The following is a 24,225-nucleotide window of genomic DNA, read 5'->3' as shown; positions in this document are numbered from 1 at the left end:
AAAATTTTCATTGCGAGTTTGGCACTCGTCAGACCCTTGCCTACAATCCCAATTCCCGGAACCCGCCGCACAACCACAGCGCGTTCCGGCGCTTGTTCAGTTTCCCCGTACAACGTTTCGAAGCAAAAAGATCCGGCTTACAAGGCCGGCTGCTTGTGCCGTTCGGTCGTCATGGAGAACACAATGCTGAGTCCGCACGAATTTGCCACGCTGCTACTGGTTCAGGAAGCACCCAATCAGGTGGACATGGAGCGTCAGGAACTCGACGCCCTGCTGGAACGCCAACTCGTTCAACTCGAAAGCCTCGCCTCGGGACGCCAACAATGGCGTCTCACCGCAACCGGCGACTCCACCGTCAAGGCTTTCAAGCGCTACTCGTAGCACGCGCGGCAGGACTCCGGACGCGGTCTGCAGCCGCGTCCGTTTCATGTTCCCCTTTCAGAAATTCCCGAGGCTTCCGGCGCGTCATCCGGCGCGCAAGGTCGGATCGACGGCGGCGCGCCAGCTCAATGCGCGAGCGCGCTGATCCAGGAAGAAAGTCGCCCACGCACTTTGTGATTCCGGCCCGGGATTGGCCTTCCACGCCCGGTAGCGCTCTCCGATGCCCGTTTGGAACGCGCAGAAGCGTTCCCTGGAAAGGCCGCCACGACGCTCGGCCACGTAGGCGTCGAAGAACGCCGAGTACACTGACTGAGCGTCCGCGCCGTAGTCACCCGGTGCGGCCCCGCACATGTCCTGCAGCGCGCTGAACGACGGCGCGCCCAGCGATCCATCGAGATTTGGCGTGCTCACGCACCCCGCCAGCAACGCCACGCCCAGCACCCCCGAAGCTACCCGCACTCGCATTGCCCTCACCCCTTTCCGATTGACTGACGCCAGTATCGGCCCAAGCGCACCGGCGCGCCACTCGGCCAAATGGCATAGGCATCGGGCCGTTTGCGACTTTCTCTCCGGAATGTCCGCGCGTCCTATGCCGTTCGGCCGAGTTGTCCGCGCCGGCCGGCTCCGTTAGATTTGCCCGGACGACATTCAAGGCACGATGTACGCCCGAACCCGGAGATGACCATGCAGGATCAGACCATTCTCGCGCTCGACCAGGGAACCACCAGTTCGCGCGCCATGCTGTTCGACCGCCGCGGCAACATCGTTGCGGTCGCGCAGAAGGAGTTTCAGCAGATTTATCCGCAGTCGGGCTGGGTGGAGCATGACCCACGCGAAATCTGGTCCACGCAGGCCGGCGTGGCCGCTGAAGCCGTCACGCGCGCGGGCGTGAGCGCGTCGTCGATTGCCGCCGTGGGCATCACGAACCAGCGCGAGACCACCATCGTCTGGGATCGCGAGACCGGTACGCCGCTCTACAACGCAATCGTCTGGCAGGACCGGCGCACGGCGTCGTTCTGCGACGAACTCAAGAATCGTGGTCTCGAAGCCATGGTGCGCGCCAAGACCGGCCTGCCCATCGATTCGTATTTCTCGGCCACGAAGATCCGCTGGATCCTGGACAACGTAGAGGGCGCGCAAGACAAGGCGCGCCAGGGGCGCCTCGCCTTCGGCACCGTGGACAGCTGGCTGATGTGGAATTTCACGCGCGGAGGCTTGCATGTCACCGACATCACGAATGCCTCGCGCACGATGCTCTTCAACATTCACGAACGGCGCTGGGACGACGAACTGCTCGACGCGCTCGAGATCCCGCGCAGCATGTTGCCCGAAGTCCGCAGTTCATCGGAGGTGTACGGCGCCACGCGCGGCACCGTGTTCGCGCAGGATCTGCCACTTGCGTCGATGGCGGGCGACCAGCATGCCGCGCTGTTCGGCCAGATGTGTACAGAGTCAGGCATGGTCAAGAACACTTACGGCACAGGCTGCTTTCTCGTCATGAACACCGGCGAACAGCCAATCGAATCGCGCAACAACCTCGTGACCACCATTGCGTGGCAGATCGGCGACCAGGTCAACTACGCGCTTGAAGGCAGCATCTTCATTGCCGGCGCCGTCGTGCAATGGCTGCGCGACGGCCTGGGTCTCATCCGCCATGCACGCGAGATCGAGACGCTCGCCCGTCAGGTGCCGCACAGCGACGGCGTGTATCTCGTGCCGGCCTTTGCCGGGCTCGGTGCGCCGCACTGGACGCCGCGCGCACGCGGCACGTTGTTCGGCGTGACGCGCGGCACGTCCGCGAGCCACATTGCACGCGCAGCGCTCGACGCCATCGCCTATCAATCCGTCGACGTCCTGAAAGCCATGGAAGCGGACTCGGGCCTGCGCATCGCAGAGCTGCGTGTCGATGGCGGCGCATGCGCCAATGACCTGCTGATGCAGTTCCAGGCCGATCTGCTTGGCGTGGAGGTCGCGCGGCCACGCATCGTCGAAACCACAGCGCTTGGCGCGGCGTATCTTGCGGGGCTGGCTGTCGGGTACTGGAAGGATGTCGGCGAACTCAGGGCGCAATGGCAACTCGAACGGCGCTTCACGCCCTCCATGCCGGCTGAGGAAGTCGCCTCGCGTCTCGCGGGCTGGCAACGGGCGGTCGGGGCGGCCAAGGCTTGGGCGGACGGGTGAGTTCAATTCGCGTGAGAACCGGTGGATGTCACGCGCCGCGCGCCGCTCCCGGCCGCCCGGCCGCGCGCTCGCTGCCGGCCGCAATCCGCAAACCCCCAACCAATCAGGAAAGCACGTCCCCAAAATCCCCACGCACCCCGGCGGCAACCAACTCGGGCAGTTCGTCCATATGCTCCATGATCCGCGTGATGCCTGTCTCGCGCAGCACTTGCGCATATCCGGAAGGAATATGACTCGCGCCCACGAACGCAATGGTCTTCATGCCCGCCGCGCGTGCCGCGGTCAGACCGGCCACGCTGTCCTCCACGACGAGACAGCGCGCCGGATCGACATCGAGCGTACGTGCCGCCAGCAGATAGACATCCGGATAGGGCTTCGGCCGCTCGACCTGCTGGGCGCTGAACACCCGAGTCCCGACGATCTCCTCCAGCCCCGCGCGGCGCACGGAAGCGCGCACACGCTCGAGGCGGCTGTTCGACACCACCGCGACCGGCAGCCCGCAGCCTTCGAGCGCCGCACGCACGCCCGCGATAGGACCGACCGATCGTGCGAGTTCCACGGCCACCCGCGCTTCGATCGTATCGACGAAACCGGGCGGCATCAGGATGCCGAACCGACTTTCGAGCTGCGCCAGGAAACGGGAAGTCTGCTGACCGAAGGCCGTCTTGACGACCGGTTTGAAGTCGATGCCGGGGAACGTCTCGGTGAGCACGTCCAGCATCACGCGATCCGCGATGATTTCGCTATCGACGAGCACGCCGTCGCAATCGCAGATGAGATGATCGATCATGTTGGCTCGAATTACGTTGAGCCAACATGATAAGCGTTCAGCAGGCGTCGGCAGCGTTTATGTCAGAACGATCGGAACGATCCGCAGCACGCCGCGGCGCATCCAGACGCGCCGCGAACCACGTGACCCCAAGCGCGGCGAGCGCGACCACGGCGGCGGCCCACGGCAGCGCATCGAGACCGTGGCCATGCGTCAGCACCGCGCCGCCCAGCCACGCGCCGCCGGCATTGCCCACGTTGAACGCGCCGATGTTCAGCGTCGAAGCCAGGTTCGGCGCGTCCTTCGCCTTCTCCACGACGCGCGTCTGCAAGGGCGGCACCGTCGCGAACGCCGCGATGCCCCACACGAAGATCGTCAGGATCGCGCCCGTCTGGCTATGACTCGTCTTCGCGAACACCGCCATCACGATGGCCAGCGCGAACAGAATGCCCATCAGCGAGCGCATCAGCGCGCGATCGGCGAGCCGGCCGCCGATCGTATTGCCGATCGTCAGGCCCACGCCGAACAGCACCAGGATCAGCGTGACCGCGCGCGGCGAGAAGCCGCCCACCTGTTCGAGGGTCGGCGCGATATAGGTGAACACGATGAACACGCCGCCGAAACCGAGCACCGTCATCGTCAGCGCCAGCCACACTTGCGGATCGCGCAGCACGCGCACTTCTCGGCCCAGACCGCTCGGCGCGGCGTCGTGACGGTTCGGCACCAGCAGCGTCACGCCCAGCGCGGACAGCACGCCCAGCCCCGCGACAATCCAGAACGTCGCGCGCCAGCCCAGTTCCTGGCCGACGAAGGTGCCGAACGGCACGCCCAGCACGTTGGCGAGCGTGAGGCCGGTGAACATCAGCGCAATCGCGCTCGCGCGCTTCTCGGCCGACACGAGCGATGCCGCCACCACCGCCCCGATTCCGAAGAACGAGCCGTGCGCGAACGAGGTGACGACGCGCGCGATCATCAGCAGGCCGTAACCCGGCGCGACTGCGCACAACACGTTGCCGACGATGAACACGGCCATCAGCAACTGCAAGGCGAGCTTGCGCGGCATGCGCGCCGTCAGCACGGCGAGCAGCGGCGCACCGACCGCGACGCCGAGCGCATAGCCGGTGACGAGCAGGCCGGCTGATGGAATCGACACCGAGAGATCGTGCGCGACGTTGGGCAGCAGGCCCATGATGACGAATTCCGTCGTGCCGATGGCGAAAGCGCTGATGGCCAGCGCAAGAAGAGGCAGGGGCATGATGGCTCCGGTTCAGGATTGAGTGGTCACGAATTCCACGACGACGGCCGGCGCCAGGCGCACGAACAGTTGCCGTTCGCGGGACAGCGGAACGTCGGCGAGCTGATAGGCATAGCCGTGGCAGTCCAGACGCTTCAGCAGCGAGCGCCACTCGTCGGCGTCATCGATCCGCAATGCAACGTGGTCGATGCGCGCTGTGCTTGGCCGCTGCGCGGGCGCATCGATGCCCGCCGCGACCAGATGGACCACCGGCCGCCCGCCGAGATACAGCCAGTAGCCGCCGACGCCGAACGGCGGCCGCGCTCCGACCTCCATTCCGGCGATATCGACGAAGAAGCGCATCAACGCATCGCAATGCGGCGCGACGATCGTGACGTGATCCATCTGCATGATCCGAACCTCCGTGACCACAGAAAGGCGCATTCTCCGGTTCGCGCATGCGTTTGAGAATTGGGCTAGTCTTTGAATCATTCTCAAATGGAATTTGAAAATGGCGATGGATCGGCTGGGCGACATGCGCCTGTTCGTGGAAACGGCAACGGCCGGAAGCCTGTCCGCAGCGGGCCGCAAGCTCGGACTGTCGCCGGCGGCGGCGAGCGCGCGGTTGATCAAGCTGGAGAAGGCCTTGCAGGCGCGGCTGTTCGAGCGCACCACGCGCCAGTTACGCCTCACCGACGAAGGGCGCGTCTATCTGCAACATTGCCGGATCGCGTTGCAGGCCATCGACGACGGCGAAGCCGCCTTGCAGGCAGGCCAGAACGTCGTGCGCGGCAAGGTGCGCATCTCGGCGACGTCGGATTTCGGGCGCAACATGCTGCGCGGCTGGCTCGACGCATTCCGCGCGCTGCACCCCGAGGTCAGCTTTGCGTTGACGCTGTCGGATTCGGTGTCGAACCTGCTGCACGAGGACATCGACCTCGCGATCCGCTTCGGCGCCCCGCCCGACAGCGGCCTCGCGGCCCGCGTGCTGGCGCCGAACCGCCGCGTGCTGTGCGCCGCGCCGGAGTATCTGGCGCGGCGCGGCACGCCGCTCACGCCGGCCGGGCTGGTCGGTCACGAATTCGTGGTGGTCGTCACGTCGAACGGGCCGCTCAGCGAACTCGACTTCACGCGCGGCGAGGAGCGCTACACGTTTTCGATGCCGGTCGCCAATTCCTGGGAAGCCAACGACGGCGCGCTGGTCCACGCGTGGGCGCTGGCGGGACATGGCATCGCGCACAAATCGATCTGGGACATCGCCGCCGACGTCCGCGCCGGCAGGCTGCGCATGGTGCTGCCCGACTGGTGCACGCACGAGGCGCCCGTGCACGCGCTGTTTCACGCGAACCGCTACATGGCGCCGCGCGTGCGGGCGGTGCTGGATTTCCTGGTGGCGCGCTTCGACGAAACCACCGCCGCGCTGCTCGGCGATCTCGCCTTTCCGCCGCGTCGGGCCGTGGAAGGTCGGGATGGGCCCGCGGCGCTATAATATCGCCCTCAAATGCGGTAAAAAGCGGGCAGATCGGAACAGAAAAGCCACGCGAATTAAAAAGATCCGCGAAGTCCTCTTTCAACTCCTAACCAGCGCCCCCAGATCAACCACTGTGACCGGCGACGATTCATGACCAAGAAAGTTTATGTAAAGACCTTTGGCTGCCAGATGAACGAGTACGACTCCGACAAGATGGTCGACGTGCTCGGCGCAGCGGAAGGACTCGTCAAGACGGACACGCCCGAAGACGCGGACGTCATTCTGTTCAACACCTGCTCGGTGCGCGAAAAGGCCCAGGAGAAAGTCTTCTCCGATCTCGGCCGCGTCCGCGAGCTCAAGGAAGCCAATCCCAACCTGCTGATCGGCGTCGGCGGCTGTGTCGCGAGCCAGGAAGGCGCGTCGATCGTCGCGCGCGCGCCGTACGTCGATCTCGTATTCGGCCCGCAGACGCTGCACCGCCTGCCCGCCATGATCGATCAGCGCCGCGCCACGGGCCGCGCCCAGGTCGACATCACGTTCCCGGAAATCGAGAAGTTCGACCATCTGCCGCCCGCCCGGGTCGACGGACCGAGCGCGTTCGTGTCGATCATGGAAGGCTGCTCGAAATATTGCAGCTACTGCGTCGTGCCGTACACGCGCGGCGAGGAAGTCTCCCGCCCGCTCGACGACGTCCTCACCGAAGTCGCCGGCCTGGCCGACCAGGGCGTGCGCGAAGTCACGCTGCTCGGCCAGAACGTGAACGCTTACCGCGGCGCGCTGACGCTCGGCTCGGACGAGATCGCCGACTTCGCGACGCTGATCGAGTACGTGGCCGACGTGCCCGGCATCGAACGCATTCGCTACACCACGTCGCATCCGAAGGAATTCACGCAGCGCCTCATCGACACCTACGCGAAGGTGCCGAAGCTCGTCTCGCACCTGCATCTGCCTGTGCAGCACGGCTCGGACCGCATCCTGATGGCGATGAAACGCGGCTACACCGTACTCGAATACAAGTCGGTCATCCGCAAGCTGCGCGCGATCCGTCCGGACCTGTCGCTGTCCACCGACTTCATCGTCGGCTTCCCCGGCGAGACCGAGGACGACTTTGACAGGATGATGGCGCTCGTCGACGAGATGCGCTACGACACGAGCTTTTCGTTCATCTACAGCCCGCGTCCCGGCACGCCCGCCGCGAACCTGCACGACGACACGCCGCGCGAGGTCAAGCTCAAACGCCTGCAACATCTGCAGGCGACCATCGAGGAAAACGTGCAGCGCATCAGCGCGTCGATGGTCGGCAAGATCGAGCGGATTCTCGTCGAACGCCCGGCGCGCAAGGATCCGAACGAACTCGCGGGCCGCACCGAGAACAATCGCGTCGTCAACTTCCCGGCGCCGGTGGAGACGCATGCCCGGCTGATCGGCCAGATGATCGACGTGAAGATCGTGCACGCGTACCCGCACTCGTTGCGCGGCGAACTGGTGATGGTGGCGGACTCGCGCGCGCTGGCTCACGGGATGGCTTAATAAAGGACACCTGGTTCACTTTGAAGAACGCTCCCACGCAGCATCTGGAATTCACTGCCCCGCGCGAGGACAACGCGCGGCTCGCCAACCTCTGCGGCCCGCTCGACGAAAACCTGCGGCAGATCGAGCAGGCGCTCGACGTCACGCTGTCCCGCCGCGGCCACAAAATTTCGATTCGCGGACGCGGCGCCAAGGTCGCGCTCGCGGCGCTCGAAAACTTCTACAACCGCGCGCGCGATCCAATTTCCGTCGATGACATCCAGCTCGCGCTGGTCGAGGCGCGTCACGCCACGCGGCGCGCGAAGGACGCGCGCACGGCCGGCGGCGAGGAAGGCGAAGCGGATCCGCGTTTTCGCGGCGACCTGGATCATCCGTTCGACGAACCCAGCGCCACGCTCGATCTCGGCGACGACGAAGACCACGGCCCAAAGCTCTATACGCGCCGCGCCGACCTGCGCGGCCGCACGCCCGCGCAGCGCGACTATCTGAAGCAGATCCTGTCGCACGACGTGACCTTCGGCATCGGTCCGGCGGGCACCGGCAAGACCTATCTCGCGGTGGCCTGCGCGGTCGACGCGCTCGAACGCGACCAGGTCAAGCGCATCGTGCTGACGCGGCCGGCGGTCGAGGCAGGCGAGCGGCTCGGCTTCCTGCCGGGCGATCTCGCGCAAAAGGTGGATCCGTATCTGCGCCCGCTGTATGACGCGCTCTACGACCTGCTCGGCTTCGACAAGACCGCGAAGATGTTCGAGCGCCAGATGATCGAGATCGCGCCGCTCGCCTACATGCGCGGCCGCACGCTGAATCACGCGTTCATCATTCTCGACGAGGCGCAGAACACCACGCCCGAACAGATGAAGATGTTCCTGACGCGGATCGGCTTCGGCTCGAAGGCGGTCGTCACCGGCGACACCACGCAGGTCGATCTGCCGCGCGGCCACAAGAGCGGGCTGATCGAGGCGCAGCATGTGCTGTCGGAAGTGCGCGGCATCGCCATCACGCATTTCACCTCGGCGGACGTGGTGCGGCATCCGCTGGTCGCGCGCATCGTCGAGGCGTACGACGCGCAGTCGCAGAAGGACGCCGCGCTCGCCGAAGCGGCCCGTCAGGCACAACACGCGAACCGGCCTGAATGAGTCCGCGCCTCACCCTGTCGATGCAGTTCCCCGCCGCCAAGGCGTATCCGTCGCACAAGGCCGTGCTGCCGCGTGCGACGGTCGCGCGCTGGATCAAGGCCGCGTTGTTCGCGGACGCCGAACTCACCGTGCGCTTCGTCGGTGAAGAAGAAGGGCGCGAGCTCAATCGCACGTACCGGCAGAAGGATTACGCCACCAACGTGCTGACCTTCGCCTACGCGGAATCGGAAGACGATCCGGTGACGGGCGATCTGATCCTGTGCTGTCCGGTCGTCGAGCGCGAGGCCGCCGAGCAGGGCAAGCCGCTCGCCGCGCACTACGCGCATCTGATCGTCCACGGCACATTGCATGCGCAGGGCTACGACCACGAGGACGAAAGCGAGGCGCAGGAGATGGAATCGATCGAGACGGATATCATGCAGTCTCTGGGTTTTCCCGATCCTTACGTGCCGCTGACCTGAAGCCGGTCCGACGCCCTCTCACGCAACGTGAACGACAAGACACCCGATCCCGCGCAATTCCCGCCCGCCACGCCCGTCGTCGCCGCTGACGCGGACGCTAACTATCCGCCCATGCTCGGAGACTCGGCGCTCTGGACCGATGCGCAACTCGCCGCGTCGCGCGAAGCGGCGCTCGCGGGCTGGGACGGACGTTCCGACCTGTGGCTGTTCGGCTATGGCTCGCTGATCTGGAACCCCGGCCTGCCGACGCTCGAAGCGGTGCGCGCCCGCGTGCACGGCTACCATCGCGGGCTGTATCTGTGGTCGCGCGTGAACCGCGGCACGCCGGAGCAGCCGGGCCTCGTGCTCGCGCTCGACCGTGGCGGATCGTGCTCCGGCATGGCGTTCCGGCTCGCGGGCGCCGACGCCGCCGAGCACCTCGAAGTCCTGTGGCGCCGCGAAATGGCGATGGGTTCGTACCGGCCGGCGTGGTTGCCCTGCACGTTCGCCGACGGACGGCGCGTCGAGGCCCTCGCCTTCGTGATGCGGCGCGAGGCCAGCTCCTACACCGGCAAGCTTCCCGATCCCGTGGTGCGCACCGTGCTCGGCTGCGCCAGCGGGCGCTACGGCACGACGCTCGACTACGTGAGCCGGACCGTCGAGGCGCTGCGGGAGAGCGGCATGCCGGACCGCGCGCTCGAAGCCTTGCTGAAACGCTGCCGGTCCCAACAGGGCGCCGGATGACATCCGCGTCGCTTGCGGTTTTACGTATGAAGGGTCACTTTCGCGTGCCATTCGGCCAGCGCCGGACACCGGACACACTCGTCGCATATTTTTCCGCTAGCATGGTTTCCATTGCACACGCCGCGCCGACCGGCCGGCGTTTTACCTTGGTGTATGCTTAACTTTCCGCTAAATTGCGCCCGGGAACGCCTGGGCGCTTCACTATGAACGAACCCTATCCCAGTCGACGCCATACCGACAAACCGCCGGAAAAGCGCTCGCTTCTCGAACGCCTGACCGATTTCATCTCGCACGAACCCGAGTCGCGCGACGAACTTCTCGAAGTGCTGCAGGACGCGCACGAGCGCAACCTGCTCGACGCCGATTCGCTCTCGATGATCGAAGGCGTCTTCCAGGTCTCCGATCTCTGCGCGCGCGACATCATGATTCCGCGTGCGCAGATGGACGCCATCAATATCGCGGACACGCCCGCCGAATTCATTCCCTTCGTGCTCGAAAAAGCGCACTCGCGCTATCCGGTCTACGAAGGCAATCGCGACAACGTCATCGGCGTGCTGCTCGCGAAAGACCTGCTGCGCTATTACGCCGAAGAGGAATTCGACGTGCGCGGCATGCTGCGCCCCGCCGTCTTCATCCCCGAATCGAAACGCCTGAACGTGCTGCTGCACGACTTCCGCGTGAACCGCAACCACATCGCGCTCGTCGTCGACGAGTACGGCGGCGTCGCGGGCCTCATCACCATCGAGGACGTGCTGGAGCAGATCGTCGGCGACATCGAGGACGAATACGACTTCGACGAAGAAGCCGGCAACATCATCGCCACGCCCGACGGCCGCCATCGCGTGCGCGCGCTCACCGGCATCGAGCAGTTCAACGAGGCCTTCGGCTCCGATTTCTCCGATGACGAAGTCGACACCATCGGCGGTCTCGTCACGCATCGTTTCGGACGCGTGCCGCATCGTGGCGAAAAGGTGCGCATCGACGACTTCGCCTTCGAGATCCTGCGCGGCGACGCGCGGCAAATTCACGTCCTGCTCGTGCGGCGCGTGCCGAATCTCACGCAGCAGCATCATCACGCGGGCGACGACGAAGACGAACTGCGCGATTGATCGCCGCGATCGCCGCGATCGCAGCGCGAACGGCGCGGCATCGCAGTACGCCACGCCGCGCCTACTCTCATCCGTGACCCCGCCTCCGTTTCATCTCGACCGTCATCAATGGCCGATTCATCGTCCCGCCTCCTGTCCCGCAAGCGCAACGCATCCGTGACGCCGGCAGCCGCCGAAGCGCCGCGCGCCCTGCCCTTCTGGCATTACTTCGCCGCCGCCGTGCTCGGCGCGGCGAACACGCTCTCGTTCGCGCCGACGCCGCATGGCGGCTGGCTCGAACTCGTCATCTTCGCGCTGTTCTTCGCGTGGCTCACGCGCACCCGCGGCTGGCGCAGCGCAGCCATGACCGGCTGGGCGTTCGGCTTCGGCAACTTCGTCACGGGCGTGTGGTGGCTGTACGTCAGCATGCACGTCTATGGCGGCATGGCCGCGCCGCTCGCTGCGGCAGCCGTCGCGCTGTTCTCGCTGTATCTCGCCGTGTATCCGGCGCTGTCGAGCGTGGTCTGGTCGCTGGTCGCGGGCCGGGCCCGCTTCGGCGATGAAGACGCCGCCACCGCGCGCGACATCGACGCCTCGCCACGCCATGCGCCGACCTGGCACGGCGCGTTCGCCTTCGCGAGCGCCTGGGCGCTGGGCGAATGGCTGCGCGGCCTCGTGTTCACCGGCTTCCCGTGGCTCGCGAGCGGCTATGCGCAGGTCGATGGTCCGCTGAAGGGCTTCGGCTCGGTCGTCGGCGTGTATGGCGTCGGATGGGTGCTCGCGCTGTTTGCCGCGCTGGCCGTGCAGGCCATTCATCACTGGCGCCGCACGGGTCTGGGCGCGCGTGCGCTGATCCCGGCGGTCGTGGCCGTCGCGCTGCTGGCGGCGGGCATGCTGCTGTCGCTCGTGCAATGGACCACGCCCGCCAACGCGCCGCTCACCGTGCGTCTGCTGCAAGGCAACGTGAAGCAGGAAATGAAGTTCGAGCAGGCCGGCGTCGATGAATCGCTCGCGCTCTACAAGCGTCTCATCACCGAGAAGCCCGCCGATCTGATCGTCACGCCGGAAACCGCGCTGCCGGTGCTGTCGGTGCAGATTCCGCAGGACTTCGCCGTGGCCATCCGCAATTTCGCCGACACCACCAACTCGTCGATCCTGTTCGGCGCGATCGGCGTCACGATCCTGCCCGACGGCCGCGCGACCGACTACACCAACAGCCTGTTCGGCGTCACGCCGCGCGTGAACGGCGTCTATCGCTACGACAAGCATCACCTCGTGCCCTTCGGCGAATTCGTGCCCTACGGCTTCCACTGGTTCGTGCGCCTGATGGGCATCCCGCTCGGCGATCTCGCGCGCGGCCCGATCGCGCAGAAGGCCTTCATCGTGCACAACCAGCCGGTCGCCGTCGACATCTGCTACGAGGACATCTTCGGCGAGGAAATCGCGCGCACCATCCGCGAACAGGAAACGCCCGCGGGCATTCTCGTGAACTCGACGAACCTCGCGTGGTTCGGCAACACCATCGCGCTCGACCAGCATTTGCAGATTGCCCGCATGCGCTCGATCGAAACCGGCCGGCCGATGCTGCGCGCCACCAACACCGGCATGACGGCGGCGATCGCGGCCAATGGCGATATCGTGTCGAAGCTGCCGGTCTTCACCACCGGCGTGCTCGAAACGACCGTGCAAGGCACCTCCGGCAGCACGCCCTACGTGACGAGCGGCAACATGACGGTGATCGCCGTCTCGCTGATCCTGCTCGCATTCGGCTTCGCGTTCGCGCCGAGCCGCAGGCGTCCTTAACGCATCCCCGAACGCGCACCCCCGAACGCGCACCCCCGCACGCGCCCGCCCGAAGGCCGCACCACGTGGCCTGCACACTTGCTTCCCCGGGACACGGGCCGGCCAAAAAGCCGCACCCGTTCCCCGTTCGGATAAAATTCAATGTTTTAGCGCTTCGGCCGGTTCACTGAATCGCGTCTTCACGACGATGGCCGCGCCCCGCACAAGGCAATCATGCTCACTTTCCAGCAAATCATTCTGACGCTGCAGTCCTACTGGAACGAGAAGGGTTGCGCGCTGCTCCAGCCGATCGACATGGAAGTCGGCGCGGGCACCTCGCACGTCCACACGTTCCTGCGCGCGATCGGTCCCGAACCATGGCGTGCCGCCTATGTCCAGCCCTCGCGCCGCCCGAAGGACGGCCGCTACGGCGAGAACCCCAACCGCCTGCAGCACTACTACCAGTATCAGGTCGTGCTCAAGCCGGCGCCGGAAGACATCCTCGATCTGTACCTCGGCTCGCTCGAAGCGCTCGGCTTCGACCTGAAGCAGAACGACGTGCGCTTCGTCGAGGATGACTGGGAAAACCCGACGCTCGGCGCCTGGGGCCTCGGCTGGGAAGTGTGGCTCAACGGCATGGAAGTGACGCAGTTCACGTATTTCCAGCAGGCGGGCGGCATCGACTGCAAGCCGGTGCTGGGCGAAATCACCTACGGTCTCGAACGTCTCGCGATGTATCTGCAGAAGGTCGAGAACGTGTACGACCTGGTCTGGACCGAGTGGGAAGAAGACGGCCCGAGCGGCAAGGTGCTGCGCCGCCTGACTTACGGCGACGTGTATCACCAGAACGAAGTCGAACAGTCCACCTATAACTTCGAGCACGCGAACGTCGATCTGCTCTTCACCTTCTTCAAGAGCTACGAGGAAGAAGCGAAGAAGATGATCGAGGCGAAGCTCGCGCTGCCGGCGTACGAACTCGTGCTGAAGGCCGGCCACACCTTCAATCTGCTCGACGCGCGCGGCGCGATTTCTGTGACGGAACGCGCGGCGTATATCGGCCGGATTCGCGCGCTGTCGCGTCTCGTCGCCCAGGCTTACTACGAGTCGCGCGAGGCGCTCGGCTTCCCGATGCTCGGCAATCCGGTGAAGGGCGACCGCGACCTCGTCACCGACGAACAGGAAGCGCAGCGTCCCGCCTGGACGCCGCCGCTCAAGCCGGAAAGCACGCCGCCGGGCGAACGCAGCAACAACGAACAGGTTTGACGAGGCTCGACAGAACAATGACGCAATCCAATCACGCTTCCCTGCTCGTCGAACTGCTGACCGAGGAACTTCCGCCGAAAGCGCTCGCGCGTCTCGGCACCGCTTTCGCCGATGGCATCGTGGAGCGTCTCGCCGCGCGCGATCTGATCGACGGCACGCCTGAGTTCGAGAAATACGCGACGCCGCGTCGTCTCGCGGTGCTGATCCGCAACGTGCGCGATGTCGCGCCGGAAAAACAGGTGCGCGAGAAAGTGCTGCCCGTGACGGTCGCGCTCGACAAGGAAGGCAATCCCACGCCGCCGCTCGCGAAGAAGCTGGCGGCGCTCGGCTTCCCCGACTTCCCGCTCGCCGATCTCGAACGCGCGCAGGACGGCAAGGCTGAAGCCTTCTTCCTGCGTTACGCCGCACCCGGCGCGACCCTGAGCGAAGGCCTGCAGGCCGCGCTCGACGAAACCCTCGGCAAGCTGCCGATTCCGAAGCTCATGACCTATCAGCGCCCGGACGGCACCAGCGTGCAGTTCGTGCGTCCGGTGCAGCGCCTGATCGCGCTGCACGGCCGCGAGGCGGTGCCGGTCAGCGCGCTGGGCATCGATGCCGGCGACACGACGCTCGGGCATCGCTTCATGTCGGAAGGCCTGGTGGCCATCACGCACGCCGACGACTACGCCGAGACACTGCGCACGAAGGGCCGCGTGGTCGCGAACTTCGACGACCGCCGCGAATCCATCCGCACGCAGTTGCAGGCGTTCGCGGGTGAAGACCGCGTCGTGATGCCCGAAGCACTGCTCGACGAAGTGAACGCGCTGGTCGAATGGCCGGTGGTCTACGAATGCCGCTTCGACGAGGAGTTCCTGCAAGTGCCGCAGGAATGCCTGATCCTCACGATGCAGACGAACCAGAAGTACTTCGCGCTCACCGACCAGAATGGCCGCCTGCGCTCGCGCTTCCTGATCGTGTCGAACATCGATACGAAGACGCCGGGCGAGATCGTCGAAGGGAATGAGCGCGTCGTGCGTCCGCGTCTCGCCGACGCGAAGTTCTTCTTCACGCAGGACAAGAAGAAACGTCTCGAAGACCGCGTGCCGCTGCTGGCGAACGTCGTCTATCACAACAAGCTCGGTTCCACCTTGCAACGCGTCGAGCGCCTCGAGTCGCTGGCCGGCGAGATCGCGCCGATGGTCGGCGTCGATGCCGCGCTGACGCGCCGCGCCGCGCGGCTCGCGAAGGCCGACCTGCTGACCGACATGGTCGGCGAGTTTCCGGAACTGCAGGGCACGATGGGCACGTACTACGCGCGCCACGACGGCGAGCCGGAAGAAGTCGCGCTCGCGTGCTCCGAGCACTATCAGCCGCGTTTCTCCGGCGACGACACGCCGTCCACCGGCGTGGGCGCCGCGGTCGCGCTCGCGGACAAGCTGGAGACGATCGTCGGCATCTGGGGCATCGGTCTCGCGCCAACCGGCGAGAAGGATCCGTTCGCGTTGCGCCGTCACGCGCTGGGCGTGCTGCGCATCCTGCTCGAGAAGAAGCTGCCCGTCGACCTGCGCGAACTCGTCGCCGCCGCGCAGCGCCAGTTCGCGAACATGCCGCACGTCGCGGATTCGCAGGAAGCCGTGTACGCGTTCTTCCTCGACCGTCTGCGCGGCCTGCTGCGCGAACGCGGTTTCGAAGCCAACGACATCGAAGCGGTGCTGAGCCTGAACCCGACGCGTCTCGACGACATCGTCGCACGCCTCGACGCCGTGCGCGAGTTCGCCGCGCTGCCGGAAGCCGCAGCGCTTGCCGCGGCCAACAAGCGCATCTCGAACATCCTGAAGAAGTCGGAACAGGGCGCGCCTGGCGCGGTGAACCCGGCGCTGCTGGTCGAAGCGGCGGAAAAGAATCTGTACGCGCAGATCGAACAAGTGACGCCGCGCGTCCAGAGCACGCTCGCCGCGCGCAACTACACCGAAGCGCTGACAGCGCTCGCCGCGCTGCGCGAAGCGGTGGACACCTTCTTCAACGACGTCATGGTGAACGCGGAAGATCCGGCTTTGCGCAACAATCGCCTGGCGTTGCTCCATGCGCTGCATCAGCAGATGAACTGCGTCGCGGACATCTCCAAGCTCGCGGCCTGAAGAGAGTAAAAAGGACGCACCATGGGCGTGAACAAGAAACTGGTGGTGCTGGATCGCGACGGCGTCATCAACGTCGATTCCGACGCGTACATCAAGTCGCCGGACGAATGGGTCGCCATTCCCGGCAGTCTTGAAGCCATCGCGCGGCTGAACCAGGCGGGGTATCGCGTGGCCATCGCCTCGAACCAGTCGGGCATCGGACGCGGCCTGTTCGACATGGCCGCGCTCAACGCGATGCATCAGAAGATGAACCGCGCCGCAGCGGCCGTAGGCGGCCGGATCGACGCCGTGTTCTTCTGCCCGCATACCGCCGAAGACCAGTGCGACTGCCGCAAGCCGAAGCCCGGCATGCTGCAGCAGATCATCGACCGGTTCGAGATCGATCCGGAAGACACGCCGCTCGTCGGCGATTCGCTGCGCGATCTCCAGGCCGGCGAGACGCTCGGCTTTCCCGTGCATCTCGTGCTGACCGGCAAGGGCGAGAAAACCCTCAAGGAAGGCAATCTGCCGGAAGGCACCGTCGTTCACAAGGACCTGCGCGCGTTTGCGCTCGACCTGATTGCACGGCATCACGACTGACCCGCCGTTCGTATTACAGAGACTCCATGCGCTTCATCCGTTCGTTGTTGCTGTTGATCTATTTCATCGTGTACACGGTGCCGTACGCGACCGCCTGTTTCATCGCGTTTCCGTTCATGCGCGCTGACCGCCGTTACTGGATGGCCGCCGGATGGTGCAAGTCGACCATCGTCGTGCTGCGTCATCTGATTGGTATCCGCTATACGATCGAAGGCATGGAGAATCTGCCAGCCGGTCCGGCCGTGCTGCTCTCGAAGCATCAGTCCGCGTGGGAGACGCTCGCGTTCCCCGCGCTGATGCCGCGCCCGCTCTGCTACGTCTTCAAGCGCGAACTGCTTTATGTGCCGTTCTTCGGCTGGGCGCTGGGACTGTTGAAGATGGTGCATATCGATCGCAAGCAGGGCCGCGACGCCTTCACGTCGGTGACGCGCCAGGGCCGTGCGCGCATGGACGAAGGCGCGTGGGTCATCATGTTTCCCGAAGGCACGCGCATACGCACGGGCAGCCAGGGCAAGTACAAGACCGGCGGCGCGCGCTTCGCGGTGGCGACGGGCGCACCGGTCGTGCCGATCGCGCATAACGCCGGACGGGTCTGGCCGCGCCATTCGTTCATCAAATATCCGGGTATAGTCACGGTGTCGATTGGCAAGCCTATCGACACCGCCGGTCTCACGCCCGAAGAAGTCAACGTGCGTGTCGAAAGCTGGATCGAAACTGAAATGCGCCGCATCGATCCGCACGCCTACACCGCGCCGTACGCACCGCCGGGTCGAGCCGGCGCCGCGGGCGCAGGCCGCTGAGCGGCCGGGCATCAGGTCGAGCCGCGGCGTGCCCTATTCGTTCTTCTCGTCATTCCTGCGCCGCGAGCGCAAAGCCGAACCGATGCAGAAGCCCCCATCGCGGCAGCGTCCCGCCGTCGCGCTCGATACCCTGCAACTCGATCTCCCGTTCGAGCATGCGCCCGCCTATTCCGGCGCGCCGCCCGCCAGCGGTCCCGCGCCGCTGCGCGGCGACATTCCGCATGCCGAACCGGCGCCCGTCCTCACACCAAGCGCACCGCCCGCGCCGCTGCCCGAAGGCGTGCGTCTGCGCCGCATCACGCTGAAGGCAGGCACGCTCGATTACCGGCTGAAGCGCTCGTCGCGGCGCACGATCGGCTTCTGCATCGACGGCACCGGTCTCGCCATCACGGCGCCGCGCTGGGTGACGATCGCCGATATCGAAACCGCGATCCTCGACAAGCAAACCTGGATCGTCAACAAGCTCACCGAATGGCAGACACGGGTCGAGCAGCGTGCGCTGCCGCGTATCGAATGGAAGGACGGCGCGCAGTTTCCTTATCTCGGCAAGACCATCCGCGTGGCGCTCGGTGCGGCCGCGTCGCTGTCCTTCGATGACGCGACGAGCCTGCTCTCGCTGCCGCTGCCCGCGAACGCGGATGCTCAGCAGATCAAGGATCGCGTGCAGGGCTGGCTGCAATCGGAAGCGAAGCGCATCTTCGGGGAACGGCTCGTGGTGTATGCGGCGAAGCTTGGCGTCGAGTATCGCGCGTATGCGCTGTCCTCGGCGGCGACGCGCTGGGGCAGTTGTTCGAGCGACGGCAAGATCCGCCTCAACTGGCGGCTGATTCATTTTCCGCTGTCGATCATCGACTACGTGGTCGCGCACGAACTCGCGCATCTGCGCGAGATGAACCATAGCCCGCGTTTCTGGCAGACGGTCGAGTCGATCTTCCCGGAGTTCCGCGAAGCGCGGCACACGCTCAAGCATCATCCGCCGGACCTGCTGCCGGCGCTCTGAGGGCTCCGGCAAGGCCGCGGCGCCGACGGTACAATTTCATCCGCATCCCCGCCGCAGGCGCACCGGGCCCCGCCCGGACACAATCGCTACAAATCGCGCCGCGCGGGCATCTCCCCCACAACAGGAACCCCATCATGCGACTCCTTCACACGATGCTGCGCGTCGGCGACCTGCAGCGTTCGATCGATTTCTACACGCGCATTCTCGGCATGCACGTGCTGCGTCAAAGCGAAAACACCGAGTACAAGTACACGCTCGCCTTCGTCGGCTACGGTCCCGAAAGCGAGAACAGCGTGCTCGAACTCACCTACAACTGGGGCACCGAGAAGTACGACATGGGCACGGCGTATGGCCATATCGCGCTGGAAGTCGACAGCGCCGCCGATGCCTGCGAGCGCATCCGCCAGGCAGGCGGCAAGGTCACGCGCGAAGCCGGTCCCGTGAAGGGCGGCACAACCGTGATTGCGTTCGTCGAAGATCCGGACGGCTACAAGGTCGAACTGATCGAAAAGCATTCCTGATGCAGGCATGACCCCACGCGCCGCACGTTCGCTGCGACGCGCCTTCCGCGCCCAATCTCCACGGGCACGTCCCGGCCTTTCCGTTGTCTTGCCCGTTCGCTGGCACAATCGACGCTCCAAATCAGTGCATGACCGATGCGCGTTTCGCGCCGGCCGTATGCACCTACGCCACCAAACCCGCCGATGAGCACCCCTTCCTTCACCGCGCGTCGCCCGCTGGACGTCACCGCCGTCATCACGATGATCGCGCTGTGCGGCGCGTGGGGTTTCCAGCAAGTCGCGATCAAGGAAGCGAACGCGTCGATTCCGCCGCTGTTGCAGGCCGGCATCCGTTCGCTGATCGGCACCCTGCTGCTGTGGATCTGGACCCGCACGCGCGGCGTGCCGATCTTCACGCGCGATGACACCCTGACCGCCGGCCTGCTCGCCGGGCTGTTGTTCGGCGGCGAGTTCGTCTGCATCTTCTTCGGCCTGAGCCTCACCAATGCCACGCGCATGGCCGTGTTCCTGTACATCGCGCCGTGCTTCACCGCGCTCGGCCTGCACTGGTTCGTGGCGGGCGAGAAGCTTGCGCGCGCCCAGTGGAGCGGCATCGTCCTGGCGTTTTGCGGCATTGCGCTCGCGTTCGCGGACGGCTTCCTGCACGGTCATCCGCAGGGCGCGTCCGTCATGCAAGGCGTCGCGGGCGATGCGCTCGGCGTGCTCGGCGGCATCCTGTGGGCCGCGACGACGGTGCTGATTCGCGCGTCCTCGCTGTCGCATGCGAGCGCGAGCAAGACGCTGTTCTATCAGTTGGCGGTGTCGGCGGTACTGTTGCTTGCGCTGGCGGTGGGCGCGGGACAGACGCAGGTGAACGAGGTGTCGCCGCTCGCCCTCGCGAGTCTCGCGTACCAGGCGGTGATCGTCTCGTTCATCAGCTATCTGACCTGGTTCTGGCTGCTGACACGCTATCTGGCGTCGCGCTTGTCCGTGTTCTCTTTTCTCACGCCGATCTTCGGCGTCGGCTTTGCCGTGCTGCTGCTGGGCGAGCACGTCAGCGTGCGGTTCATGACCGCCGCCGCGATGGTGCTCGCCGGCATCGCGCTGGTGAACCGGACGCCGCGGCGCCGCACCTGACGAAGCGCCGGCTCACTCCGGCGCGGTAGCGCGGATCGTCACCATGTCGTGATCGATATCGTCGCGATCGGCGGGCAGGTGCAGGTGTTCGGCGGGGATCGGCTCGACGGGATAGCCGTGTTTCTCCCACGCGTCCAGCCCGCCCTTCAAGGGCCGCACATGCCGGAAGCCCTTGTCGCGCAACTGCCGGGCGATGACCTTCGCCGTCGCCTCGTTCGGACACACGCAGTACACGACCACCTCGTGCTCCGCATAGAGCTGATCGACGCGGTCCGGTGAATCCAGATCCAGCGCGACGGCCCCGGCGATCCGGTACGGCTCCTTGCGACGCACTTCCGGCGGACGCGCGTCGTAGATAACGGGCGGTATGGCGGAGCGCATCATCTCGTCGAGCTGGCCGGGCGTGATGTGATACTTCTCGAGCCACTGACGGAACTGCACGCGCCGGATCCAGCGATACAGCAGGAAGCCGAGCGCGAACATCGCCAGGATGTCGATGACCGTCGTGCCGTTGGCGCGCACCAGCAGGATGAGCCGGCCGATCTGCTCCTGCAGCGCCGCGCCGCCGAGCATCCAGAAACTCGCCCACGCGGTCGCGCCGATCAGATCCCACAGCACGAACACGCGGATTTCGATCTGCGTGGTGCCGAGCAGCGGCGCGGACACGAGCCCGAGCCCCGGCACGAACTTCGACACCGCGAGCAGCGGCACGCCGAAGCGCTCGAACCAGCGGCGCGCGGTGCGCAGCGTCGAGTCGATCGACAGGGAGAAGCGCACCAGCGAGTTGAGGAAGCGCCGGCCATACAGACGGCCGGCGGCGAACCACAGGGAATCGGCGATCAGCACCGCGAGCACCGCGGCCAGCAGCATTTGCCAGAACGACGCCGCGCCGGAGGCGACGAGCGTGCCAGCCAGGATGAGCATCGGCGCGGCGGGGACCGGCACGCCGAGTTGCGTCGCGAGGACGCTGACGAAGACGGCCCACGCGCCCCACGACGTTGCAAGCGAGGTCGGGACGTGCGGCATTTGGTTTCTCGAAGAAGCTTCTGCTTGCGCGACACGTGACGCGACAAATGACGCGATGAGCGGCGACGGCGCAAAGGGTTACACTTTATCCCGATCCCGGCAAACCCGCCCAATGGGTCTGTCAGCATCGGCAGAACCGTATATATGCGGGCAATGAAACGCCATGCAAGGGAACAGGGAGCATCGTCATGCAACCGATCATTCAGCCCTTCCACGACGACGCCACAGGCACCATGACCTATGTGGTGTTCGAGCGGCCCGGTTCCGCGGCGGCGATCATCGATTCCGTGCTCGACTACGACCCGAAGGCCGCCCGCACCTCGACCCGCTCCGCCGATGCCGTCATCGCTTTCGTGCGTGCGCAGCGGCTCGCCGTCGAGTGGATTCTCGAAACCCATGCGCACGCCGATCATCTGTCGGCCGCGCCGTATCTGAAGCGGCGGCTCGGCGGGAAGATCGGCATCGGCGAATCCATCCGGACCGTGCAGCACGTGTTCAGGAAGATCTTCGATCTCGAGCCCGCCTTCCGGCTCGACGGCTCCCAGTTCGACCATCTGTTCAGTGACGGCGAGCGCTTCGCCATCGGCGAGCTGGCCGCCGATGCGCTCTTCGTGCCCGGCCATACCCCCGCCGACATGGCGTACCGGATCGGCGATTCGGTATTCGTCGGCGATACGCTCTTCATGCCGGACGCCGGCACCGCGCGCTGCGATTTCCCGGGCGGCGACGCGCGCACGCTGTATGGCTCGATCGGACGCCTGCTGGCGCTGCCGCCCGACACGCCGCTATTCGTCTGCCACGACTATCCGCCCGAATCACGCGCCGCCCATTGGCAGGCGACCGTGCGCGAGCAGCGCGAACGCAATATTCATGTGGGCGGCGGCAAGAGCGAGGCGGAGTTCGTCGCGATGCGCGAGGCCCGCGACGCGACGCTCGGCATGCCGACGCTCTTCATTCCCGCGATTCAGGTCAACATTCGCGCCGGCCGATTCCCGGATCCTTCTGGCAACGGCACGACCTATCTCAAGCTTCCGCTCAATACCTTCTGAGCGCGCTCAGGCCTCGATCCGTCCGCGCGTCACGCCGAGCAGATCCGCCATTGCGCGGCGGGCGGCGGCGGCATCGCGGGCGACGATCGCATCGAACACGGCGGTATGTTCCGCGAGCGACGCGTTGTACACATCCGCCCGTTTCGCGTTGAGCCGCAGCTGACCTTCGAGGGTCCGCTCGATCAGCGCGCCGAGCGGAATCAGCAACTCGTTGCTGCATGCCGCCAGCACGCACAGGTGAAATTCGAGGTCGGCACGAACCCACTCGTCCATGTTCTGCGCGTCGGCCATGGCCTGGTGCGCGCGCGAGAGACACGCGAGGGTGTCGTCGTCGTGGTTGTCGGCGGCGAGCGCGGCCGCGTACGGCTCGATCATCTCGCGCATTTCCTGCAGCTTGAGCGCGAACTGGAGCGGCGGCGCCACGCGCGAATACCAGTCGAGCATGTCGGTATCGAGCAGGTTCCACGCATGTCTTGCCCGCACGCGCGTGCCCACCTTGGGCCGCGACTCGACCAGCCCTTTCGATGTCAGCGTGCGCAAGGCCTCGCGCAGCACCGTGCGGCTGACGTCGAAGCGCTCCATCAATTCCGCCTCGCGCGGCAAGGCTGCCCCGGGCGCGATATCGCCGCGCAGAATCGCCAACCCCAGTTCATGGGCGACGCGGCCATGCAGATCTCGATGAATGATGGCCTCCGATTGAGTTCTGGCAGGATTATCCGGTATTTGTCTGATGTGCCAACAGATTTGCGCTGTCTCTGAATAATACTATTAATATGCTCACTCACACGCTTTTTGCTACCATGCGGAATCCCCCTGGAGACGCTCTATGAAAATCACGAAACTCGAGACCTTCATCGTTCCGCCGCGCTGGTGCTTCCTCAAGATCGAAACCGACGAAGGCATCACCGGCTGGGGTGAACCCGTCGTCGAAGGCCGCGCGCATACGGTGGCCGCCGCCGTCGACGAACTGTCGGACTATCTGGTGGGCAAGGATCCGCGTCATATCGAGGACCTGTGGCAGGTGATGTATCGCTCGGGCTTCTATCGCGGCGGGCCGATTGGCATGAGCGCGATCGCGGGCGTCGATCAGGCGCTGTGGGACATTCTGGGCAAGTTTCACGGCGTGCCGGTGCATGCGCTGCTCGGCGGCCAGGTGCGCGACCGGATCAAGGTGTACTCGTGGATCGGCGGCGATCGTCCGAGCGACGTCGCGAACAACGCGCGCGCCGTGGTCGAACGCGGCTTCAAGGCCGTGAAGATGAATGGCTCGGAAGAACTGCAGATCATCGACACCTTCGACAAGGTGCAGGGCGTGATCGACAACGTGCGCGCCGTGCGCGAGGCGGTGGGTCCGAACGTGGGCATCGGCGTGGACTTTCACGGCCGCGTGCACAAGCCGATGGCCAAGGTGCTCGCGAAGGAGCTCGACCCGTACAAGCTGATGTTCATCGAGGAGCCGGTGCTGTCGGAGAACGTCGAGGCGCTGCGCGACATCGTCAGCCAGACCAGCACGCCGATCGCGCTCGGCGAGCGGCTCTATTCGCGCTGGGACTTCAAGCACATCCTGGCCGGCGGTTACGTGGACATCATCCAGCCGGACGCGTCGCACGCGGGCGGTCTCAGCGAATGCCGCAAGATCGCGACGATGGCCGAAGCCTACGATGTCGCACTCGCGCTTCATTGTCCGCTCGGGCCGATCGCGCTCGCGACCTGCCTGCAGATCGACGCCGTCAGCTACAACGCGTTCATTCAGGAACAGAGCCTCGGCATTCACTACAACAAGGGCAACGACCTGCTCGACTACATCAAGAATCCTGAAGTCTTCAAGTACGAAGACGGCATGGTGTCGATTCCGCAGGGACCGGGCCTCGGGATCGAGGTGAACGAGGAGAAGGTGCGCGAGATGGCAAAGGTCGGCCATCGCTGGCGCAACCCCGTGTGGCGTCATGCGGATGGCAGCGTGGCCGAGTGGTGATCCTCTTGCTGTGAGGGGGCGGC

General features: G+C 65.6%; 24 protein-coding genes. 18 read left to right on the top strand and 6 right to left on the bottom strand.

Translation table 11 applies throughout. The features are described 5' to 3' along the window. Nucleotides 1-183 precede the first annotated feature (183 nt). Nucleotides 184-381 carry a hypothetical protein gene (locus QCE83_RS01920; RefSeq protein WP_309807295.1) on the top strand — a complete coding sequence of 66 codons (198 nt, stop codon included), beginning with the start codon at nucleotides 184-186 and terminating at the stop codon, nucleotides 379-381. 84 nt (nucleotides 382-465) lie between these two features. Here QCE83_RS01920 and QCE83_RS01915 read toward each other — a convergent pair whose 3' ends face one another. Then, on the bottom strand, nucleotides 466-846 hold the full coding sequence (locus QCE83_RS01915; RefSeq protein WP_309807292.1) for a hypothetical protein: 381 nt from the start codon (nucleotides 844-846) through the stop codon (nucleotides 466-468). Between the two features lie 219 nt (nucleotides 847-1,065). Here QCE83_RS01915 and glpK point away from each other — a divergent pair, with 219 nt between their 5' ends. Next, nucleotides 1,066-2,562, top strand: coding sequence for a glycerol kinase GlpK (gene glpK, locus QCE83_RS01910; RefSeq protein WP_309807291.1), 1,497 nt, complete (start codon nucleotides 1,066-1,068; stop codon nucleotides 2,560-2,562). 103 nt (nucleotides 2,563-2,665) lie between these two features. Here glpK and QCE83_RS01905 read toward each other — a convergent pair whose 3' ends face one another. From QCE83_RS01905 to QCE83_RS01895, 3 genes are read right to left on the bottom strand one after another with little or no spacing between them, the layout of a single operon-like run. Continuing rightward, nucleotides 2,666-3,352: an HAD family hydrolase gene (locus QCE83_RS01905; RefSeq protein ID WP_309807290.1), complete on the bottom strand. Its 687-nt coding sequence runs from the start codon at nucleotides 3,350-3,352 to the stop codon at nucleotides 2,666-2,668. Nucleotides 3,353-3,389: 37 nt separating this feature from the next. After that, the gene (locus tag QCE83_RS01900; RefSeq protein WP_309807289.1) at nucleotides 3,390-4,586 is read right to left on the bottom strand and encodes an MFS transporter; all 1,197 of its coding nucleotides are present in this window, start codon (nucleotides 4,584-4,586) and stop codon (nucleotides 3,390-3,392) included. Between the two features lie 12 nt (nucleotides 4,587-4,598). After that, nucleotides 4,599-4,976 (bottom strand): VOC family protein, encoded by a 378-nt coding sequence (locus QCE83_RS01895; protein WP_309807287.1) that lies wholly within the window; start codon nucleotides 4,974-4,976, stop codon nucleotides 4,599-4,601. Nucleotides 4,977-5,076: 100 nt separating this feature from the next. Between QCE83_RS01895 and QCE83_RS01890 the strand changes: the two genes are divergently transcribed. From QCE83_RS01890 to QCE83_RS01825, 14 genes are all read left to right on the top strand, one after another. After that, complete coding sequence (locus QCE83_RS01890; protein ID WP_309807286.1) at nucleotides 5,077-6,054, top strand: LysR family transcriptional regulator; 978 nt, start codon at nucleotides 5,077-5,079, stop codon at nucleotides 6,052-6,054. 132 nt (nucleotides 6,055-6,186) lie between these two features. Continuing rightward, nucleotides 6,187-7,566: a tRNA (N6-isopentenyl adenosine(37)-C2)-methylthiotransferase MiaB gene (gene miaB, locus QCE83_RS01885; protein ID WP_309807285.1), complete on the top strand. Its 1,380-nt coding sequence runs from the start codon at nucleotides 6,187-6,189 to the stop codon at nucleotides 7,564-7,566. A 20-nt stretch (nucleotides 7,567-7,586) separates the two neighbouring features. Further along, nucleotides 7,587-8,702, top strand: a complete 1,116-nt coding sequence (locus QCE83_RS01880) for a PhoH family protein (protein WP_309807284.1) — start codon at nucleotides 7,587-7,589, stop codon at nucleotides 8,700-8,702. Then, entirely contained in the window at nucleotides 8,699-9,163 is a 465-nt protein-coding gene (gene ybeY / locus QCE83_RS01875) for an rRNA maturation RNase YbeY (protein WP_309807283.1), read from the top strand. The genes QCE83_RS01880 and ybeY overlap by 4 nt, the downstream gene beginning before the upstream one ends. Nucleotides 9,164-9,190: 27 nt before the next feature. Further along, the gene (locus QCE83_RS01870; protein ID WP_309807282.1) at nucleotides 9,191-9,886 is read left to right on the top strand and encodes a gamma-glutamylcyclotransferase; all 696 of its coding nucleotides are present in this window, start codon (nucleotides 9,191-9,193) and stop codon (nucleotides 9,884-9,886) included. Between the two features lie 203 nt (nucleotides 9,887-10,089). Next, entirely contained in the window at nucleotides 10,090-10,995 is a 906-nt protein-coding gene (locus tag QCE83_RS01865) for a transporter associated domain-containing protein (RefSeq protein WP_309807281.1), read from the top strand. A 108-nt stretch (nucleotides 10,996-11,103) separates the two neighbouring features. Further along, nucleotides 11,104-12,777, top strand: coding sequence for an apolipoprotein N-acyltransferase (gene lnt / locus QCE83_RS01860; RefSeq protein ID WP_309807280.1), 1,674 nt, complete (start codon nucleotides 11,104-11,106; stop codon nucleotides 12,775-12,777). Between the two features lie 213 nt (nucleotides 12,778-12,990). Further along, nucleotides 12,991-14,019 (top strand): glycine--tRNA ligase subunit alpha, encoded by a 1,029-nt coding sequence (gene glyQ, locus QCE83_RS01855; RefSeq protein WP_309807279.1) that lies wholly within the window; start codon nucleotides 12,991-12,993, stop codon nucleotides 14,017-14,019. Nucleotides 14,020-14,036: 17 nt separating this feature from the next. Further along, a complete protein-coding gene (gene glyS / locus QCE83_RS01850; protein WP_309807278.1) occupies nucleotides 14,037-16,136 on the top strand; it encodes a glycine--tRNA ligase subunit beta in 2,100 nt (699 codons plus the stop codon). A gap of 21 nt (nucleotides 16,137-16,157) precedes the next feature. Next, entirely contained in the window at nucleotides 16,158-16,715 is a 558-nt protein-coding gene (gene gmhB / locus QCE83_RS01845; protein WP_309807277.1) for a D-glycero-beta-D-manno-heptose 1,7-bisphosphate 7-phosphatase, read from the top strand. Nucleotides 16,716-16,741: 26 nt separating this feature from the next. Then, nucleotides 16,742-17,515, top strand: coding sequence for a lysophospholipid acyltransferase family protein (locus QCE83_RS01840; RefSeq protein ID WP_309807276.1), 774 nt, complete (start codon nucleotides 16,742-16,744; stop codon nucleotides 17,513-17,515). Between the two features lie 82 nt (nucleotides 17,516-17,597). Next, nucleotides 17,598-18,515, top strand: a complete 918-nt coding sequence (locus QCE83_RS01835) for a SprT family zinc-dependent metalloprotease (protein WP_309811383.1) — start codon at nucleotides 17,598-17,600, stop codon at nucleotides 18,513-18,515. Between the two features lie 134 nt (nucleotides 18,516-18,649). Continuing rightward, nucleotides 18,650-19,036 carry a lactoylglutathione lyase gene (gene gloA, locus QCE83_RS01830; RefSeq protein WP_309807275.1) on the top strand — a complete coding sequence of 129 codons (387 nt, stop codon included), beginning with the start codon at nucleotides 18,650-18,652 and terminating at the stop codon, nucleotides 19,034-19,036. Nucleotides 19,037-19,219: 183 nt separating this feature from the next. Then, on the top strand, nucleotides 19,220-20,152 hold the full coding sequence (locus QCE83_RS01825; RefSeq protein WP_309807274.1) for a DMT family transporter: 933 nt from the start codon (nucleotides 19,220-19,222) through the stop codon (nucleotides 20,150-20,152). Between the two features lie 12 nt (nucleotides 20,153-20,164). Here QCE83_RS01825 and QCE83_RS01820 read toward each other — a convergent pair whose 3' ends face one another. Continuing rightward, entirely contained in the window at nucleotides 20,165-21,178 is a 1,014-nt protein-coding gene (locus QCE83_RS01820; RefSeq protein ID WP_309807273.1) for a DedA family protein/thiosulfate sulfurtransferase GlpE, read from the bottom strand. A gap of 188 nt (nucleotides 21,179-21,366) precedes the next feature. Here QCE83_RS01820 and QCE83_RS01815 point away from each other — a divergent pair, with 188 nt between their 5' ends. Then, entirely contained in the window at nucleotides 21,367-22,227 is an 861-nt protein-coding gene (locus QCE83_RS01815; protein WP_309807272.1) for an MBL fold metallo-hydrolase, read from the top strand. A gap of 6 nt (nucleotides 22,228-22,233) precedes the next feature. On the opposite strand, the gene QCE83_RS01810 is transcribed toward QCE83_RS01815, so the two are convergent. After that, nucleotides 22,234-22,950, bottom strand: a complete 717-nt coding sequence (locus QCE83_RS01810) for a FadR/GntR family transcriptional regulator (protein WP_404984700.1) — start codon at nucleotides 22,948-22,950, stop codon at nucleotides 22,234-22,236. A gap of 103 nt (nucleotides 22,951-23,053) precedes the next feature. On the opposite strand from QCE83_RS01810, the gene dgoD reads away from it, so the two are divergent. Beyond that, nucleotides 23,054-24,202 carry a galactonate dehydratase gene (gene dgoD, locus QCE83_RS01805; protein ID WP_309807271.1) on the top strand — a complete coding sequence of 383 codons (1,149 nt, stop codon included), beginning with the start codon at nucleotides 23,054-23,056 and terminating at the stop codon, nucleotides 24,200-24,202. Nucleotides 24,203-24,225 lie beyond the last annotated feature (23 nt).

Source organism: Caballeronia sp. LZ034LL (assembly GCF_031451215.1).
Classification (GTDB): domain Bacteria; phylum Pseudomonadota; class Gammaproteobacteria; order Burkholderiales; family Burkholderiaceae; genus Caballeronia.
This window is presented reverse-complemented; position numbering and strand designations above follow the sequence as displayed.